We start from the raw sequence: 18988 nt of genomic DNA, 5'->3' as shown, positions 1-18988 counted from the left end.
TCGGATGCGGCTGATGCGGCGACTCGGCGGAATCGTGGCGCTCCTCGGCGCCCTGCTGCTGCCGCTCGCCGGCGCCGCCGGTACCGCGCACGCCGACGACCCGATCACCCTGTCGCGCACCGGCCAGATCACCGACAAGGTCGGCGCGCTGGGTGACCGTAAGCAGCAGGTGGCGGACGCGCTGGAGAAGCTCTACGCCGGCCATCGGATCCAGCTCTTCGTCGCCTATGTGAACGGCTTCTCCGGGCGGGACGCCCAGGAGTGGGCCAACGCCACCGCGCAGCGCAACGGCCTCGGGCAGAACGACGTGCTGCTGGCCGTCGCGACGCACGACCGGCAGTACGCCGTCTCCGCCGACCAGAGTTCGGGGTTCACCCAGAGCCAGCTGGACGAGGTGAACCGCTCGGCGATCGAGCCCGCGCTGAAGCAGAACGACTGGGCGGGCGCCGCCATCGGCGCCGCGAACGGGTTCGGGGCGGTGCTCGGCGGACAGCCGGTCGTGGCGCCCGCGATCACGCCGGGGACCGAGGATCCGGGCGGCGGCTCGGGCGGGAACGGGTCGAGCAGCCTGTGGATCCCGGTCGCAGCGGTCGGCAGCGCCGGCGTGCTGGGCGCGCTCGTGTACTCGCGGCGCAAACGGGGCAGCCGGGGCGCGCCGCCGCAGGGCGGCGGCTGGGGCCGGGGTGGCGCCGCCGAGCGGCCGCGGGTCACGCCGCTCCCGGAGCTCGACGCCCAGGCGAAGCAGCTGCTGGTGGAGACGGACGACGCCGTGCGCACCAGCCAGGAGGAGCTCGGGTTCGCGGCGGCGCAGTTCGGTGACGAGGCGGCCCAGCCGTTCACCGAGGCGGTCTCGTACGCGCGCGGTGAGCTGACCGCCGCCTTCCGGCTGCGGCAGAAGCTCGACGACGCCTTTCCCGAGGACGAGGCGACCCGGCGGCTGATGCTCGACGAGATCCTGAGCCGCTGCACCCAGGCGAACCGCCGGCTGGACGCCGAGTCCGACGCGTTCGACCGGCTGCGGGCGCTGGAGTCCAACGCCCCGCAGGCGCTCGCGCAGGCCGAGGCGACCGCGGCGGCGCTCGACACGCATGTGACCGCCGCCGAGACCGCGATCGGCACCCTCACCCGGACGTACGCGGACGCGGCCGTCGAACCGGTCACCGGCCATCCGGCCGAGGCGCGGGACCGGCTGGTGTTCGCCGGGACCGCGATCGACGGGGCCAGGAAGGCGATCGACGCGGGCGACATGTCCCGGGCGGCGGTGTTCGTACGGGCCGCCGAAGGCGCCCTCGACCAGGCCGGGACGCTCGCCGAGTCGGTCGTACGCCGGGCGGAGGAACTGGAGCAGGCCGATGCCAGGCTCCAGGACGCGCTGACCGGGACCGACACCGACCTGGCCGATGCCAAGGGGTTGCTCAGCGGGACCGCCGACGGGGCGCCGACGGCGGATCTGCGGGGCCGGATAGCCCGCGCCGAGTCCGTGCTCGGCGACGTACGGCAGGAGCTGACGGCCGGCCGCCACGACCCGATCTCGGGGCTGCGCCGGATCGAGGAGGCGGACGCCGCTCTCGACGCGGCACTGACCGGCGCCCGCGAGGGAGCGGTGAACGAGCAGCGGGCCCGCGGTCTGCTGGGCCAGGCCCTGCTGGCGGCCCGCAGCGAGGTGGCCGCGGCCCGGGACGTCATCACCACACATCGCGGCGCGATCGGCAGCCAGGCCCGTACCCGGCTCGCCGAGGCCGAACGGCGGCTGGAGCAGGCCGAGTCGCTGGCCGCCACCGATGCGGCGGGCGCGCTCTCCGAGGCGCAGCAGGCGGACCAACTGGCGTGTCAGGCACAGCAGTTCGCCCAGCAGGATGTGAGCGGCGGCGGCTTCGGAGGCGGCGGGCGCGGCGGCGGAGGGATGAGCGGCGCCGTGCTGGGCGGGATCATCCTCGGCGGAATCCTGAACGGCGGCGGGGGCGGATTCGGCGGCGGTGGCGGATTCGGCGGGGGCGGGGGTCCCGGGAGCTTCGGCGGAGGCGGCACCCGTGGCCGGATGGGCGGCGGCGGCCGCTTCTGACCAGCTCCTCGCTTCTCCTACCTACCTGCAAAGGAGCTCCAGCCATGACGAAGCAGACGATCCTCGGCCGGGTGACCCAGCTCGCGAAGGCCAACGTCAACGCGCTCCTCGACCAGGCCGAGGACCCGCAGAAGATGCTCGACCAGCTCATCCGCGACTACAGCAACAACATCTCCGAGGCCGAGGAGGCGGTCGCCGCCACCATCGGCAATCTCCGGCTGATGGAGCAGGACCACGACGAGGACGTGGCGGCCGCCGCGGAATGGGGCGGCAAGGCCCTCGCCGCCAGCAAGAAGGCCGATGAGCTGCGGGCCGCCGGAAGCACCGCGGACGCCGACCGCTTCGACAACCTCGCGAAGGTCGCGCTGGGCCGCCAGGTCACGTCGGAGAAGGAGGCGAGGACCGCGGAGCCGGTCATCGCGGGCCAGACCGAGATCGTCGACAAGCTCAAGTCCGGTCTCGACCAGATGCGCACCAAGCTGGGTGAACTGCAGAGCAGGCGGGACTCGCTGGTGGCGCGGGCCAAGTCCGCGCAGGCGCAGAACCAGATGATGGACGCGGCCAAGAACATCAACGTGCTCGACCCGACCAGCGAGCTGGGCCGCTTCGAGGACAAGGTCCGGCGCGAGGAGGCCAAGGCCAAGGGCAAGGAGGAGCTGGCCGCGTCCTCGCTGGACGCCCAGTTCGAGAGCCTCGACACCCTCTCCGACAGCGCGGAGGTCGAGGCTCGCCTCGCCGCCCTCAAGGCCGTCAAGTAGCCCGCCCGGCGGCCCCCGTGTCCAGGGCGTGTTGCGAAAGTCCCGCCTGGCCCACGACGCCTGGCACGCGCCCTCGCCGCGTTGTCGGGCTCGTCCGAGTACGTCCAGTACGAGGACGACCCTCCGCCTTGCGAGCGCACGCACCGGACGCCGTGGACCACGCCCTCCGGGCGAACGGCGCTCCTTTCGCAACACGCCCTAGTACATGCTCAGCAGCTCGTCCACGGTTGGTTCCCGCCCCGGTCCTCCGCCGGGGCCGCCGTCGCCCGGCAGGGCGAGCTCGAACCAGACGGTCTTCCCGCGGTGGGTGCGGCGGCTGCCCCAGCTCTCGCTGAGCAGGCTGACGAGCTGGAGGCCGCGGCCCCCCTCGTCGGTGTCGCGGGCGCGCCGCCGCCTGGGCTGCACCAGCGCGCCGTCCCAGACCTCGCAGACGAGGGTGCGGTCGCGCAGCAGCCGGAGCCGGATGTCGCCGTCGCCATGCCGCAGGGCGTTGGTGACGAGCTCGCTGACCAGTAGTTCCGTGGTGTCGACGAGCTCTTCCAGACCCCAGGAGAGCAGCCGTTCGCGGGCGTACTCGCGGGCGCGGGCGACCGAGGCGGGGTGCGGCTCCAGCGTCCAGTCCCCGACGGAGTCGGCCGGCAGACCGTGGACGCGGGCCATCAGGAGGGCGATGTCGTCCTCGCCGTGGGCGGTGTCCAGTGTCGCGAGGATGTGGTCGCAGACGTCCTCCAGGGGACGCTGCGGATCGTCGAACGCGGCGCGGAGCGCTTCGAGGCCCTCGTCCAGCGGGTGGTTGCGGGACTCGACGAGGCCGTCGGTGTAGAGCCCGAGGAGCGCGCCGTCCGGGAGCTCGACGTCGACCTCCTCGAAGGGCTCGCCGCCCACCCCGAGCGGCATCCCGGTGGGGACCTCCAGCATGAGCGCGGGCTCACCCGGCTCGACGACCACCGGCGGCAGATGCCCGGCGTTGGCGATCGTGCACCGCCGGGTGACCGCGTCGTACACGGCGTAGACGCAGGTGGCGAGGTAGACCTCGGTGAGGTCCGTGCCGCCGCGGTCCTTGCCGCGCCGGCTGCGGGTCTCCGGCGGGGCGCCGAGGCCGCGGGCCACCTCGTCGAGTGCGGTGAGCACCTCGGCCGGTTCCAGGTCGAGCAGGGCCAGCGTCCGTACGGCGGTGCGGAGTTCACCCATCGCCACGGCGGCGCGCAGCCCCCGGCCCATCACGTCGCCGACGACGAGCGCGGTGCGGTGCCCCGGCAGCTCGATGACGTCGAACCAGTCGCCGCCGACCTCGGTCTCCATGTTGCCCGGCAGATAGCGACAGGCGATGTCCAGCCCGGCCGCCTCCGGATTGCCCGGTGGCAGCAGGCTGCGCTGCAGTATCAGCGCCCGCTCGTGCTCGCGCCGGTACAGCCGCGCGTTGTCGATACAGACCGCGGCGCGCGCGGCCAGCTCCTCCGCGAGCATCCGGTCCCGCTCCGAGAACGGCTCGCTGCCCTTGGCCCGGGAGAACTGCACCAGGCCGAGGACGGTGTCACGGGCGACCATCGGGACGATCAGCGTGGACTGGACGAGCGCGCCGCCCAGGTCCGGCTCGGGGTCCACTCCGACCATCTGCGTCTGGGCGGTCCTGAGCGCGCTGGCGCAGGGCGAGTTGAACGGGTGGCGGTGGACGGATCCGACGGGCACCGAGCCGTCCTCGCCGTCACCGCCCAGGATCGCGGAGGGCGCGTTCGAGACGGCACTGGCGAACGCCACCCGGCGCACCTCGCCACTGCCGTCCGACGTGCCCCCGAGGTCCTCCTCGCCGACGAGCAGCGCCTGGTACAGGTCGACGGACGCCAGATCGCAGAAGTGCGGCACGGCGACGTCGAGCAGTTCGCGGGCGGTGGTCTCCAGGTCCAGCGAGTTGCCGATCCGCACCCCGGCCTCGTTGAGCAGGGCGAGATTGCGGCGGGCGTGCGCGGCCTCGCGCTCGGCCCGCTGCCGCCCGGTGACATCCATGGCGAGCCCGGCGACCCCTATCGGCCGCCCGCTGCCGCTGTGCAGCCGGTACAGCGAGATCGCCCAGCGGCGGCGCCCGCTCTCCCCCGGCACGGTGCCGACCAGCGGCATGTCCAGGACCGGATCCCCGCTCTCCAGCACCTGGCGCAGCGCGGCGGTGAGCCGGTCGGCCTCGACCCGGGACAGGAAGTCGTGCGGGCCGCGGCCGCGGTGCTCCTCGGCGGTGCGGCCGAAGACGGTCGCGAAACGTTCGTTGACGCGCAGCAGCCGCAGATGGGTGTCGAAGAGGACGAAGCCCATCGGGGACTGCCCGAAGACGGCCTGCGATGCTGCCAGGTCGGTCTCTATCTGCCGCAGCGACGAGACGTCGACGGCGATGCACAGCGCCCCCCGGTCGGCGGGCATCACATAGATCTCGGCGATGCCCTCGGTACCGGCGGCGTCACGGTAGGGCGCGAGACCTATCCACTCCCGGCCGTCCAGGATCTCCGCCACCCGCTCATGGCCGCGGTCCCATGTGTCCGGCGGCGCGAACGCGGTGATGGGGTCCTTGCCGAGCGCCTGCGCGGCCGGCACCCCGAAGAACTCGGCGGCCCGGTCGCTCCACTGGTCGATCCGCCCGTCGGGGCCGATCGAGAAGGAGGCCACGCGGATGTAGTCGTAGATCGAACCCGGCGGGCTGGACTGCCAGACCGTGGCCCGGGGAGAAGTGGTCCCGCCCCGCTCATCAGACACATCGGCCCCCGCTGGCACGTCGTTCACTAGCCCGACCCCTCCAGCTCAGCACACATGGACCGGTTTGGAGCCGAGTATTCAGCATCACGACCGTCCCGCACACGGTCTTGACGATCACAGCATCATCTCGGCTCCCACTGGTTCCCGTTCGCCTCTACTCGCTACCCGGTGGGGAGTCGCTGAACCACTCTGTCAGGTGCCGGACACGGCGGGAGGCATCGCGAGCTCGAACCACACCGTCTTGCCGAGCCGCCCGTGCCGGGTGCCCCAGCGCCGTGAGGCACGCGCCACGAGTTGCAGACCGCGGCCGCCCTCGTCCTCGGTGGTGGCCTCGCGTTCCAGCGGCGGATCGGGGAGCGGGTCGGAGACCTCGACGAGCAGCGAGCCGCCGCGCACCATCCGTACGCCGATCGGACCGTGCGCGTACCGCAGGGAGTTGGTGACCAGTTCGCTGACGAGCAGCACCGTCACATCGGTCAGCGATTCGAGGTGCCAGTCGGCGAGGGTCTCGCGGACATGGCGGCGGGCCCGCCGCACGGCACTGGGCTCGGCCGGGAAGGTCCACGAGGCGGTGCTGCCCTCGGGGAGACCGCCGAGCCGGGCCATCAGCAGGGCCACGTCGTCCGGTTCCCGGCCCGGCACCATCGTCGCGAGCAGATCGTCACAGGCGTCCTCCAGCGAGGAGAGAGGTCGGGACAGCACCGTGGAGAGCCGGTCCAGACCGTCGGTGATGTCCTCGCCGCGCGCCTCGACCAGCCCGTCGGTGTAGAGCACCAGCACCGTGCCGTCCGGTACGTCCAGCTCCACGGACTCGAACTCCACACCCTCGACACCGAGCGGCGCTCCCGACGGCATCTCCAGCAGGGTCGCGCCGCACCCCGCGAAACCGCACTCCTCCCCCGGATAGACCAGCACCGGCGGCAGATGCCCGGCCTTCGCCAGGGTGCAGCGCCGGGTCGCCGGGTCGTAGACGGCGTACACGACGGTGGCCATCCAGCCCTCGTCCTGGTCCTGGGCGAGGTCGTCGCCGAGGTCGTTGACGCGGCGCAGCAACTCGTGCGGCGGCATGTCGAGTCCGGCGAGGGTCCGGACGGCGGTACGCAGCCGTCCCATGGTCGCGGCGGCGCCGAGCCCGTGCCCCATCACATCGCCGATGACGAACGCGACCCGGCCGCCGGCCAGCGGGATCACGTCGAACCAGTCGCCGCCCACCTCGGTGCCGCTGCTGCCGGGCACGTACCGGAAGGCGACCTCGACGCCCTGCGGCTGCGGAACGCTCTGCGGCAGCAGGCTGCGCTGCAGCATCAGGGCGCCCTCGCGCTCCCGGACGTACAGCCGCGCGTTGTCGAGCCCGGAGCCCGCCCGGTCGGCGAGCTCCATCGCCAGGGCCAGGTCGTCGCGGTCGAACGCCTCCCTGCTGTCCGCCCGGCTGACCACCAGCAGCCCCAGCACGACGCCGCGCGCCCGCAGCGGCAGCACCAGCAGCGAGTGGATGCCCAGCTCCATGGTGGCCCGCACCTTGGGGTCACCGGGGAACGTCGTCGCGAGCAACTGCTCGTTGTTCTCCACCAACTGCGGCCGCCCGGTGGCCAGCACCGTGCCGAAGATGGACTTGCGGGTGAACGAGACGACCGAGCCCAGCTTGATCATCCGGTCCACCTCGGGACCCTGCCGGATCGCGCCCACGCCCAGCTGCCGCATCGGCGTGCTCTCGCTGTACTGCACCGTCGGCAGCTCCCCGCCGTCGGCGACCGCCGCGTGCAGGATCACCCCCGAGTAGTCGCTGAACCTCGGCACCAGCGCCCGCGCCAGCTCCTCCGCGCCCCGGCGTACGTCCAGCAGGCCGCCGATCCGCGCACCGACGTCGTTGAGCAGCGCCAGCCGGCTGCGGGCCCGCTCGACCTTGTCGGCCGCCTCCTTCCGCTCGGTCACGTCCATCACCGTCGCGCTGATGCCCAGCACCCGGCCCGCCCGGTCCTCCAGGCGGTGGTAGGAGATGGAGCGGTGGCCGAGGCCGCGCGGGGCCAGCATCATCAGGTCGATGACGGGGCGGCCGGTGGCCAGCACCGCACGCTGCAACGTGGTCAGCTCGGCGGCCGCCCCCGGGTCGTCGACGATCTCGCTGACGGTCCGGCCGATGTGTTCCGCGGAGGACAGCCCGTTCATCCGGGCCAGCGCCTCGTTGACCCGTACGTAGCGCAGCTCCGTGTCGAAGACCGCGACGCCCAGCGGTGACGAGTCGTAGAGCGCGTCCAGCGCGGCGAGGTCGTGCTCCAGGGTGCGCAGCCGGGCCGTCTCGGCGACCGAGGCGAGGACGAACGGCCGGCCGTCCCCGTCCACCAGCAGCGAGGCGCGCGCCTCGACCTGCACGCTGTGGCCGTCGCGGTGCCGCAGCGACAGGATTCCGTCCCAGCGGCCGTTGCGCAGCAGGTCGGCCAGGATCCGCTCGGCCCTGCCCGGCTCGGGCACCGCAGCCATCCGGCGGGCACCGCCGGACGCCTCGCCCATGTCGAAGAGGCCGCCGACGCGGCGCCCGACGATGTGCTCGCCCGCCCACCCCAGCATTTCCTCTGCGAGGGGGCTCCACAGCAACACCCGGCCCGACGTGTCCAGCATGACGACGGCCACCCGCAGCGTGTCCAGCAACGTGCCCGTCGGGCTGTCCGCGACCTCGGCCGCCGGCCCCGGCTGCAGCCCGCCGCGCCTCCGCGCCCCCGCCGCCTCATCGCTGCTGCTCAAGCCGTCCACATCGTCCCTGACCGAATTGGGCCGGATCGCCCGGCTATGAAGAGGGATCAACCCCCACATACCCGATATCTCCCCCTCCGTACCGCGACGCCTCCGGCGCGGTGGGGGGAGTACGGCGGGAGGTGGGTGCGGATGCCGCCCCGACGCGAAGCGCGCCTGCGGCGCGGTAGGCGAGTACGGCCCCAGCCGGGAGGGACGCTGCGGCGCGAGGTCCGCCTGCGGTGGCGGGCGTGGGGCCCGCGGCACCGGTAGGTACGGCCGCGGCCAGGAGCCGCGGTGCGCGGTCCGCCTGGTCGCTGCCGCTCAGCCGGACCTGACCGCCCCGGCCCAGGCCCAGGCCCCGGGGCGGGGGCGCGGGCCATCGACCGGCCCGACCGCGGCTTACGCGCCCGGCGGGGCGAACGTCGGACGGTTGGGTGCTCGCGGCCGAACGGACGCCTGCGGCTACCACCGAACGGCCCACGTTTGGCCACTCGGCGGGTGAGCGAGCCCATCAGCCCGGCCGGCGCTCGAGGCCACCTGATGCGCAAGGGAGTCCGCTCAGCCCGGCCGGCGTTTGAGGCCACCCCCGCCTCGCCCGGCGTCAAGGCGCACATGGCAGCACAGGTAGCAGGGGAACCTCAGCCGGAGGCGAGGAGGTGGGCGGCGGTCCAGGCGACCGCCGGTCGGTCCTGGTCGAGCCAGTCGACCTCGTGGACACGGTCGGGCAACAGCCACCGCAGCTCGTCGTGGTCCTCCAGCGGCGCCGGCGTTCCCGACACCAGCCGCGCCGTCCACGCGTGCAGGACCAGCCCCGCGCTCAGCTGCCACTCCCCCGGGATCCGGGCGATCGGCTCGACCTCCACCCCGAGCTCCTCGCGCAGCTCGCGCACGAGGGCCTGCTCGTGGGTCTCACCCGGCTCGACCTTGCCGCCCGGCAGCTCCCAGCGGCCGGCGAGCGCGGGCGGGGCGCTGCGGCGGGCGGCGAGGAGCCGGCCCTGGTCCAGTACGGCTCCGCCCACGACCACGCGCAATGTCATGCGCGGAACCCTACGACGCCTGGCGGTCGATCCGCTCGACGAGATAGAGCTGCTTGTGGCCGCGCGCGTCCAGCATGTCGGAGACGCGTTCGGCCTCCTCACGCGTCGCGTAGCGGCCGACGCGGTAGCGGTTGCCGTTGTCGTCCTGGCGTACGACGACCCACGGGAGCTCGGTCATCGGACCGTCTCCCCGACCGGAGCCCCGTCGTCAGCCTCATCGGGCGCAGCGTCGGACGCAGCGTCGGAAACCCCGCCGGAGCCCCCGTCCGAGACCCCGTCGGGAACCCCGATGGAATCGACGTGCTCGATGTTGGCCTGGACGTCCGCGTGGCCGCTCGGGACCGCGTCGAACCACCCGTCCAGGATCTCGGAGAGCAGCGCCCCGCTGGTCAGCCGCAGGCTGAGGGCCAGCACGTTCGCGTCGTTCCATTTGCGCGCGCCACGCGCCGTGTAGGCGTCACCGCACAGGGCGGCGCGCACGCCCGCCACCTTGTTGGCGGCGATGGACACACCCGTACCCGTCCAGCAGCAGACCACGGCCTGCTCGGTACGCCCGGCCGCCACTTCCCGCGCGGCCGCCTCGGCGCACCACGCCCAGTCCTTACGATCTCCGGCCCGCAGCGCCCCGAAGGCGAGCACGGTGTGGCCGCGGTGGCGCAGCTCGTCGACGACCAGCCGCGCCACCGGTTCATCCATGTCCGAGGAAACGGCAATCCGCATATGCCCGACACTACGCCCGAGCTTCACGGCTCGGGGACGAGTTGCCAGGAAGAGGTACCGATTCGGCCAACTGTACGACTGGATCAGCTGGTTCGAACGGTGGGCAGCGGCATCAGCACCGGTCCGCCGCCGCCGTCGGCGTCCTTGCAGACATCACCGCACCCGGCGTCGAGACTGCAGCACAGCGAGCAGATCGGCCCCGACTGGACGGGACAGTCGGCGACGTCCGGCAGTTCGTACGCGGTCGCGCACACCGTGCAGGTGTGGGTGGCCGTCACATCCGCTACTTCAACCCCCGGACCATTGACCGGATTCGGCCGGGCCAGGTAGTAGCGGCCTTTGGTCGCCCAGGCCAGCAGGGGGCTGAGGGTCATGGCGAGCCCGAGGGCGATGAAGGTGCTGAACGCCTCCGCGTACTCGCCGAAGAGACCGAAGAAAGCGAGGATCGAGACCGTGGAGGCGATGGCCATCGCGCCGAAGCCGGCCGGGTTCACCGCGTGCAGATAGGCGCGCTTGAACTCGATGTACTTCGGGCTCAGCCCGAGCGGCTTGTTGATGACGAGGTCGGCGGTGACCGCCGCGATCCACGCGATGCCGACGTTGGAGTAGAAGCCCAGCAACTTGCCGAGCATGGAGAACATGTTCATCTCCATCAGCGTCAGCGCGATGCCGAGGTTCAGGAAGATGTACCAGACACGGCCCGGGTGCTTGTGGGTGATCCGGGAGAAGAAGTTCGACCAGGACAGCGACCCGCTGTAGGCATTGGTCGTGTTGATCTTGATCTGTGAGACCACGACGAAGACCGCGGCCGCGGGCAGCGCCACCGACCCCAGCCAGGGCTTGAGCGCCTCGATCTGCGGCGCGATCGGCTCCAGCGCGTGCGTCTTGCCGACGGCCGCGAGCGCGCAGAAGGCGAGGAACGCGCCGCCCAGCTGCTTGGCCGCGCCGATGATCACCCAGCCGGGCCCGGCGGCGAGCACCGCGAGGTTCCAACGGCGCTTGTTCTGCTCGGTCTTGGCGGGCATGAACCGCAGGTAGTCGGCCTGTTCGCCGATCTGCGCGATGAGCGAGAGCGCCACGCCCGTACCGAGTCCGAAGCCGAGCCAGTGGAAGCCGGAGCCCGCCCCCTCGGTGCCGCCGAAGGACCCGAACGCGCCCCAGGAGTCGGGCGACTGGAAGGCCAGGACGAGGAACGGCAGCACCAGGCCGATCAGCCAGACCGGCTGTGTCCACGCCTGGAGCCTGGCGAGCGCGCCCATCCCCCGGAAGACGAACGGGATGACGATGAGCGTGGTGATCAGATAGCCGACCGCCACCGGGATGTGCAGGGCCGAGTGCAGCGCCTGCGCCATGATCGAGCCTTCGAGCGCGAAGAAGATGAACGTGAAGCTCGCGTAGATCAGCGAGGTGAGGGTGGAGCCGAAGTAGCCGAAGCCCGCACCGCGCGTGACGAGGTCCATGTCCAGGCCGTAGGTGGCGCAGGCGCGGGCGATGGGGATGCCGGTGAGGAAGATGATCGCCGCGGCGCACAGGATCGAGGCGAGTCCGCTGGTGAAGCCGTAGGTGAAGACGATCGACGCGCCGATCGCGAAGTCCGCGAGATAGGCGATCCCGCCGAGGGCGGTGGACGCCACCATCGTCGGCGACCAGCGGCGGAAGGAGTGCGGCGCGTAGCGCAGCGAGTAGTCCTCACGGCTCTCGTCGGCCGCGAGCTTGGCGTAGTTCCTCTTGGGCGCGCCGAGTGCGCCAGGTGCGCCGGGCGGCTCGGGGGTGCCGGGCACTGCCGGCGCCTCGGGTACCGCCTTGTCCGTGGGTGTCGCGGTGTCCGTCATCGCCGCAAAGTAGGTTCCGGACATGACAAGTGGTGGCGGAGCTCGATTGCCCGCCGGTTAAGGCCGTCGGCCTCGCGTTACGTCCGCATGACAGGCCCGGACCCCGATGTCCGGCTATCGATCACTTCACCGGTCACTTCACCGGCAGGTGGTATGCAACGCGGTACCGCTCGGCCGGCACGATGATGTCCGCGGTCTCCACCGGACGGCCGGACGCGTAGTACGTCCGCCTGACCTCCATCACGATGTGGCCGGGCACTCCGCCGAGCGCCGCCGTCTCGTCCGCGAGACCGGGCCGCGCGCCGACCTCCTCGACCATGTTGTCGACCACGAACTCGATGCCCGCCATCCGCTCGACGACGCCCTGCCCACCGAGCGGCCCCTCCTCCGGCAGCATCACCGGGGTGCGGCCGGTGACGGCCAGCGGCTCCCATGAGGTCGCGAGCATCATCGGCTCGCCGTCGGTCCGGTAGAGGTAACGCGTACGCATGACGCGGTCCCCCGGCTCGATCCGCAGCCGCTCGGCCACCGGCTGCGTCGCCAGGTCCTGGTTGCTGCTCGACTCCCAGGTGCCCTTCACGCCCTCGTCGCCCTGCTCCTGGCGGAACGGGCTGGGCGGGCTCGCCGGGCGGTAGCCCGAGCGGATGATGCGGCGCGGTTCCGCACGCTCGCGCACATAGGTCCCCGAGCCGGAGCGTCCCTCGACGAACCCCTCGGCCATCAGCACCTTGCGGGCCTCCAGCGCGACGGTGTCGGACACCCCGTACTCGGTACGGATGCGCGCCTGGGAGGGCAGCCGGGTGTGCGGCGCGAGCGTCCCGTCGAGGATCTTCTGGCGCAGGTCGTCGGCCACACGAAGATATGCGGGCTGCTCACCGAAAGGCACGGTGCCCCTCCCTCAGGTTGACTATCTGCGACAGCTTGACAACCCTGGGTGGTTGACCGCAAGCCATGCCCAAAGGTTTACGCGTTGGTTCCCGAGTCCCCCGAGGACGCCTTGACCGAGCCGGTCATCTTCCGGCCGCCGTCGCCGAAGAAGCAGGTCACCCTGCGGTCGCCGTTGGACCAACCGCTCTCGCGCGGCAGCGAGTAGTAGATGCTGAGCGAGTCGACCGACCGGCCGGAGCCGTCGAGGTAGTCCTCCGCGAGCACATTGCACTTGGTGTCGGCCATCGTCTGCACCGCGTCGTCGCCGGGGTAGTCCGAGGACGCGTCCGAGAGGGAGGTGACGCCGAAGGTCTCCGCGTCGTGCTCCTCGGCGCACGGCACCACGTCGACACCCTTGGACTCGCCGCTGGATTCGCTGAGCGAATCACCGTGCAGGTTGAAGCACTGGCCCGTCCGCAGGTCGTCCGTGCGCGTGCCGCTGTTCAGGGCGCCGACCACCCCGAGGGTGATCACCACCGCGAGGAAGAGCGTCGCCACGCCGGAGACCGCGATGCCCGAGATGGCCAGCGCCTTGCCCTGCTGCCCCCGCTTGCGGATCTGGGCGAGCGCGACGATCCCGAACACCACCCCGAACACGGGGATGCAGCTCACGGCCAGCACGAAGGACGCGATGGCCATGCCGTTCATCGACTGCGGGGGCGGCGGCGGGTACCAGTACTGCTGGTACGGGGGCGGCGGGTACGGGCCCTGGGCGTAGGGCGGCTGACCGTACGGAGGCTGCCCGTACGGACCCGGCGGCGGGAACGGCGGCTGGCCGTGCGGCGCCTGACCGTACGGCGGCTGCGGCCCGGCCGGGGGCTGCGGGTACGACGGCAGGCTCGAGGCGGTCGGGTCCGGCGCGGGCCCGGTGGGCGCGGCCCACTCAGGCGTGGTCGGCTCGGACGCGGTCGGCTCGGCCGACTTCACCAGGCTCGGCCCGTCGTTCGCCGGCGGCGGTGCGTCTTCCGGCTGCGGCTCATCGTCCTGCGGCGGCCGGGGCTGGTCCTCGGGCTGCGGCTGGGGCTGGTCTTCTGACGGCGGATGGGGCGGCGGTATGTCCACCCGGGGATCCTACGGACTCCCCGGAACCTTGCCGTACCCCCTTGACCGTATTGGTCTAGGCCAATACTTTCCTGTTCTGCACATCTCCGCATGTCCCGGCACAGCACTCCCGCACAGCGCTCCCCGCACAGCACGGCTACATTCCCGGCTCACGCACAGGAAAGAGCCCCATGCGTCGAAGATTTCTCGGCAGGCTGGCCGTCGCCGCCTGCTCCTTGTCCCTGGTGGTGGGGCTGCCCGCGCTCACCACCGCCGCCAGCGCGCACCAGCCCGGGCATCACCAAGGCCCGGAGTACAAGCGGGTCGGCTACTTCACCCAGTGGGGCATCTACGGCCGCAACTACCAGGTCAAGAATCTGCAGACCAGCGGTACCGCCGCCAAGCTGACCCACCTCAACTACGCCTTCGCCAACATCGGCACCGACGGCAAGTGCTTCGAGGCGAACGTGCCCGGCCAGGGCGACGCCTGGGCCGACTACCAGCGCCCGCTCGACGCCGCGAGTTCCGTGGACGGCACCGCCGACACCGCGGAGCAGCCGCTGGCGGGCAACTTCAACCAACTGCGCGAGCTCAAGAAGGCCAACCCGCGCCTCAGGACGATGATCTCGATCGGCGGCTGGGGCTGGTCCACGAACTTCTCCGACGCGGCGCTCACGCCCGCCTCGCGGAGCGCCTTCGTCGCGTCCTGCATCGACGTCTTCATCAAGGGCAACCTGCCACTGCTCGACGGCAAGGGCGGCCCCGGGTCCGCCGCGGGCCTGTTCGACGGCATCGACATCGACTGGGAGTGGCCGGGTTCGGCCGGCAACACCGGCACCGTCTACCGCCCCGAGGACAAGAAGAACTTCACGGCGCTCACCGCCGAGTTCCGCCGCCAGCTCGACGCGTACGGCCGCCGGACGCACCGGCACTACGACCTGTCGGCGTTCCTCCCGGCCGCCCCGGCCAAGATCGACGCCGGCTTCGAGGCCCGCAAGATCTTCAACTACCTGGACTTCGGCACCGTCCAGGGCTACGACTTCCACGGGCCCTACGAGGCCACCACCAACCAGCAGTCGGCGCTCACCACTCCCCGGAACTCCCCTGTTCCGAACGAGTTCAGTGACGCGCAGGCCGTCGGCGACTGGCTGAAGCGCGGCGCGCCCGCCCGGCAGCTCGTCCTCGGCGTGCCCTTCTACGGCCAGGGCTGGACCGGCGTCCCCGACGGCGGCACGCACGGCCTCTACCAACCGTCCACCGGCCCGGCCCCCGCCACCTGGCAGCCCGGCAACGAGGACTACCACGCCCTCAAGGCCCTTGCGGCCTCGGGCACTTACCACGTGTACCGCGATACCCGTAACGGCTTCGCGTGGCTCTACGACGGCACCAACTTCTGGACCTACGACGACCCCCAGGTCCTCAAGGCGAAGACGTCCTGGATCCGCGACCACGGACTGGGCGGCGCCATGGTCTGGTCCCTGGACGGCGACACCGCCGACGGTGAACTGATAGCCGCCATCGACCGCGGCCTCGGCCACCGCTGAACCGCGGGGACTGCTGAACCGCTGAACCGCTGAACCGCTGAGCAACTGAGCAACTGAACCGCTGATCCGACCGGTAGCGCCGCCCGGTCCACCGCCCTCACCGGCGGCGGACCGGGCGGCTTCCGCAATACCGGTTCCACCTCAACACGTCAAGCCGCTCAGCGATTCTGCCCGAGTCCGATACGGGTTGCGTTACGTTGAGTTAATGACAGCTCACCCAGCGCGCACCGGGCCCGGGGGCGCTTCTGTCCAGCCCCGGAACAGCGGAGTGATGCCGGCTGCCCACGGTCCAGGATCCTGGGACCTGGCCGAGTTCCATCAGGAACTGAGCGCGCTCAGCGAGCGGATCTCCGATCTGCGCGGGCGCCGCGACGGCCGCCCCGCGGACATCCTCGGCGCACTCGACCTGGCACTCGTCGAACTGGAAGTCGCCGAGGACGAGTTGCGGACCTGCATGGAGGAGCTGCACGCGCACGGCGAACGGATCGCCCAGCGCGTCGAGGGCGCCGACCGCGAGTGGCAGATGCTCAACACCACCTTCCGCGAACTCCCCGTCCCGGTGTTCCTGCTCAGCCCCGAAGGCGCCATCCACCGCGCCAACGACGAGGCGGCCCGGCTGCTCGGCAGCACCGGCGAGCAGCTGACCGGGCAGCCGCTGGCGGCGCGGGTCCAGGCGGGGTACCGCCGGGTCTTCCGGTCGGCGCTCGGTGCCGCGCAGCGCGGCGCCCGGCCCGGACCGCTGCCCCTGCTGCTCACCAGCACCGACGGAACGAGCGCGGTGCGGATCCAACTGGCCCAGTTGCGGACCCCGCCGGGCGCCCGGCAGCTGATCTCCGCCGTCGTCCTGTCCCCGGACTCCGCCGAATCCCCGGACGCCCACGACCCCCGCCTTCCCCGCGACGATGCCGCGCGCACGGACCACGTCGCCGCCGGCACCGTCCATCGTGCGATCGCCACCTCGAACCGCACGAGCATCCGCGACCGGAGCCCGGACACGGCGACCCAGCGGGACGAAGTCGCCATGGGCGTACGGCGGCTGGACGTCGTCTGCAGGATGACGCGGCTGCTGGTCGGCGAACCGCTGCGGCCGGGGCCCGGTCTGCTCGAACGGGCCGCGACCCTGCTGGCGAACGAGTTCTCCGCCCGGGTCATCTTCTTCCTCGTACGGGCCGGGACCCCGCACCAGGTCGCCGCGATGCCCGCGGACGCGCCGCCCTACGCCCGCCCGGCACCCGGTCCGCGGCCCGGGACCCGGGCCGGCCGCGAGGCGTCGACGGCCACGGCGCAGCGCGTGGCCCGTGCCGTCATCGCCTCCGGCGCCGCCCTGCTCGAACCGGCGCCCCCCGTCGACAGCGTCACTCCGCGCCCCCTGGGCCCGGTCCTGGGCGTACCGCTGGGCAGCGGTCCCGAGACGCTGGGCGCGCTGGTCCTGCTGCGCCGCGGCGGGTCCCACGGCTTCACCCTCCCCGATCTCGGTCTGCTGGAGGAGCTGGGCCAGCACCTCGCGATGGCGCTGCTCGCCGAACGGGACCACCGCCGCCAGGAGAACGCCGCGCAGGTGCTCCAGTTCAGCCTGCTCCCGTCCGAGCTGCCGGAGATCCCGTTCACCGAGGTGGCCGGCCTGTACCGGCCGCCGGGCGACGGCCCGCAGGTGGGCGGCGATTTCTACGACGCGTTCGCCACCCTCGGCGGCTGGGGCCTGGTCGTCGGCGATGTCTGCGGCAAGGGCGTCGAGGCCGCGTCCGTCACGGCCGCGGTGCGGCACGGCATCCGCACCCTGAGCGTCTGGGAGGAGCGCCCGGACGTGGTGCTGGAGAAGGTCAACCACGCGATGGCCGTGCAGCATCCGACCGACCGGTTCGTGACCGCCGTCGTCGCCCAGGTCCGGGTGGAGCGGGGTCTGGCCCGGGTGCGGCTGGCCAGCGCCGGGCATCTGCCCGCCGCGGTACTGCGGGCCGACGGCACGGTCGGGTTCGCCCGGGGCGGCGGCCGGCCGCTCGGGCTGTGCCCATCCCCGGAGGCCGAGGTCGAGGAACTCGTCCTGAGGGGCGGGGACGTCCTGCTGATGTATTCGGACGGCGTCACCGAGGCCCGCGACCGTAACCGGTCGTTCTTCGACGACGACCGGCTGCTCACGGCCCTGGCCGGGACCCGCGGCCTGTCCGCGGAGGCGGTGGTGAGCGCGGTGGAGCAACAGGTCATGGAATTCGCCGGCGGCTCCCCGCAGGACGATCTGACGCTGCTCGCGCTGCGGGTGGTCCCACAGGAAGAGGACCGCTCATGAAGCAGCAGCCAGGCGCATTCGGGCGGAACGCGCTCCCTGCCGCCGTCCCCGTCTTAGCGGCCCCTACGGCCCCTTCCGGCCCGGTCCCGGCCGCGATCCCCGCGCAGGTCCCTGCCCCGGCTCCGAGCCCGCCGGGGACGGCCTTCCGGACCTTCCCCGGAACCCCGGCCCATGTCTCCACCGCCCGCCGCTACGTCACCCAGTTCCTCGCGGACCCGGGCTACCGCCACGTCATCGACGACGCCGTGCTCCTGGTGAGCGAACTGGCGAGCAACGCGATCCTGCACACCAGGTCGGGGGATCCGCTCGGCGGCTTCACCGTCGAACTGGGCTTCCCCGCGGGCACCGTGCGCATCGCCGTCCACGACCAGGGCAGCCGCGAGGTCCCGCGGGTGCTGCACGGCAACGGGGAGGGCGGCCGCGGCCTCGGCCTCGTCGAGGTCCTCGCCGCCGACTGGGGCATCACGGGCGGTCCGGCCGGTCGCACCGTCTGGTTCGAACTGACCCTGCGGCCGTGATGCCCCCGGGGGCGGCCCTCAGCGGGCCGTGAAGCCGCCGTCGACCGCCAGTGCGGCGCCGGTGATGAACGCCGCCTCGTCGCTCAGCAGGAACGCGGTGAACGCGGCGATCTCCTCAGGGAGCGCGATCCGCCCCATCGGGTGCATCGCGGCGATCGCCGCCACCGCCTCCGGTGTCGCGCCCATCGTGGCCCGGAACAGCGGAGTGTCCACTCCCCCGGTCACCAGCGCGTTGACCCGCACCCCCTGCTCGGCGGTCTCCAGCGCCGCCGCCCGCGTCAGCCCGACGACCCCGTGCTTCGCCGCCACGTACGGCGAGACCCCGGCCATTCCCACGACGCCGAGATTGGACGCGTTGTTGACGATCGCGCCACCACCGGCCGCGACAATCGCCGGAATCTGGTACTTGAGGCCGTAGAACACGGTCGACAGATTGTGCGCGATATCCGCCTGCCAGCCGTCGGCGTCGATCGACTGCACCGGCCCGAACGCATTCACCCCGCCGACATTGTTGAAAGCCCCGTCCAGCCGCCCGAATTCCGCCACCGCGACCTCCACCACGCGGGCGGCCTCCTCCTCAACGGTGACATCGGCCCCCACGAACACCGCCCGCCCACCGGCGGCGCGAATCCCCGCGGCGACTTCCTCCCCGACATCCTTCCGCCGCGCGGCAATCACCACAGCGGCCCCTTCGGACGCGACGCGTTCCGCGACGGCCCTTCCCATTCCGGAGTTTCCCCCGGTGACGACAATTACCTTGGAATCAAAGCGAGATGACATGCCTTGAGCTTGCGCC

13 protein-coding genes and 1 pseudogene are annotated in these 18988 nt (G+C 72.2%); 5 read left to right on the top strand and 9 right to left on the bottom strand.

Going from position 1 to position 18988, the window contains the following annotated elements:
* Positions 1-13 precede the first annotated feature (13 nt).
* Together C8250_RS27235 and C8250_RS27230 are read left to right on the top strand one after the other, a co-directional pair.
* Positions 14-2062 (top strand): TPM domain-containing protein, encoded by a 2049-nt coding sequence (locus C8250_RS27235; protein ID WP_232484711.1) that lies wholly within the window; start codon positions 14-16, stop codon positions 2060-2062.
* 44 nt (positions 2063-2106) lie between these two features.
* Positions 2107-2820 carry a PspA/IM30 family protein gene (locus C8250_RS27230; RefSeq protein WP_138351046.1) on the top strand — a complete coding sequence of 238 codons (714 nt, stop codon included), beginning with the start codon at positions 2107-2109 and terminating at the stop codon, positions 2818-2820.
* A gap of 198 nt (positions 2821-3018) precedes the next feature.
* On the opposite strand, the gene C8250_RS27225 is transcribed toward C8250_RS27230, so the two are convergent.
* The 8 genes and pseudogenes from C8250_RS27225 to C8250_RS27190 all read right to left on the bottom strand — a co-directional run bounded on the left by C8250_RS27225 (position 3019) and on the right by C8250_RS27190 (position 13867).
* Positions 3019-5559, bottom strand: coding sequence for a SpoIIE family protein phosphatase (locus tag C8250_RS27225; protein WP_244809387.1), 2541 nt, complete (start codon positions 5557-5559; stop codon positions 3019-3021).
* 192 nt (positions 5560-5751) lie between these two features.
* Positions 5752-8298: a SpoIIE family protein phosphatase gene (locus tag C8250_RS27220; RefSeq protein ID WP_232484656.1), complete on the bottom strand. Its 2547-nt coding sequence runs from the start codon at positions 8296-8298 to the stop codon at positions 5752-5754.
* 629 nt (positions 8299-8927) lie between these two features.
* Positions 8928-9326: a (deoxy)nucleoside triphosphate pyrophosphohydrolase gene (locus C8250_RS27215; RefSeq protein ID WP_138351050.1), complete on the bottom strand. Its 399-nt coding sequence runs from the start codon at positions 9324-9326 to the stop codon at positions 8928-8930.
* 10 nt (positions 9327-9336) lie between these two features.
* A complete protein-coding gene (locus C8250_RS27210; RefSeq protein WP_138351051.1) occupies positions 9337-9504 on the bottom strand; it encodes an SPOR domain-containing protein in 168 nt (55 codons plus the stop codon).
* 110 nt (positions 9505-9614) lie between these two features.
* Positions 9615-10046: pseudogene (locus tag C8250_RS27205) on the bottom strand (RpiB/LacA/LacB family sugar-phosphate isomerase); the annotation flags it as partial.
* 83 nt (positions 10047-10129) lie between these two features.
* Positions 10130-11878, bottom strand: coding sequence for a hypothetical protein (locus tag C8250_RS27200; RefSeq protein ID WP_232484657.1), 1749 nt, complete (start codon positions 11876-11878; stop codon positions 10130-10132).
* 133 nt (positions 11879-12011) lie between these two features.
* Positions 12012-12764 carry a GntR family transcriptional regulator gene (locus C8250_RS27195; RefSeq protein ID WP_138351053.1) on the bottom strand — a complete coding sequence of 251 codons (753 nt, stop codon included), beginning with the start codon at positions 12762-12764 and terminating at the stop codon, positions 12012-12014.
* A gap of 77 nt (positions 12765-12841) precedes the next feature.
* A complete protein-coding gene (locus tag C8250_RS27190) occupies positions 12842-13867 on the bottom strand; it encodes a DUF4190 domain-containing protein (protein ID WP_138351054.1) in 1026 nt (341 codons plus the stop codon).
* 170 nt (positions 13868-14037) lie between these two features.
* On the opposite strand from C8250_RS27190, the gene C8250_RS27185 reads away from it, so the two are divergent.
* From C8250_RS27185 to C8250_RS27175, 3 genes are all read left to right on the top strand, one after another.
* Positions 14038-15390: a glycoside hydrolase family 18 protein gene (locus C8250_RS27185; protein ID WP_138351055.1), complete on the top strand. Its 1353-nt coding sequence runs from the start codon at positions 14038-14040 to the stop codon at positions 15388-15390.
* 271 nt (positions 15391-15661) lie between these two features.
* The gene (locus C8250_RS27180) at positions 15662-17674 is read left to right on the top strand and encodes a SpoIIE family protein phosphatase (protein ID WP_187144997.1); all 2013 of its coding nucleotides are present in this window, start codon (positions 15662-15664) and stop codon (positions 17672-17674) included.
* Positions 17671-18192 (top strand): ATP-binding protein, encoded by a 522-nt coding sequence (locus C8250_RS27175; RefSeq protein WP_138351057.1) that lies wholly within the window; start codon positions 17671-17673, stop codon positions 18190-18192. The genes C8250_RS27180 and C8250_RS27175 overlap by 4 nt, the downstream gene beginning before the upstream one ends.
* 18 nt (positions 18193-18210) lie before the next feature.
* On the opposite strand, the gene C8250_RS27170 is transcribed toward C8250_RS27175, so the two are convergent.
* A complete protein-coding gene (locus C8250_RS27170) occupies positions 18211-18972 on the bottom strand; it encodes an SDR family oxidoreductase (RefSeq protein WP_138351093.1) in 762 nt (253 codons plus the stop codon).
* Between the last annotated feature and the right edge of the window lie 16 nt (positions 18973-18988).

Source organism: Streptomyces sp. So13.3 (assembly GCF_005860785.2).
Taxonomy (GTDB): domain Bacteria; phylum Actinomycetota; class Actinomycetes; order Streptomycetales; family Streptomycetaceae; genus Actinacidiphila; species Actinacidiphila fildesensis.
This window is presented reverse-complemented; position numbering and strand designations above follow the sequence as displayed.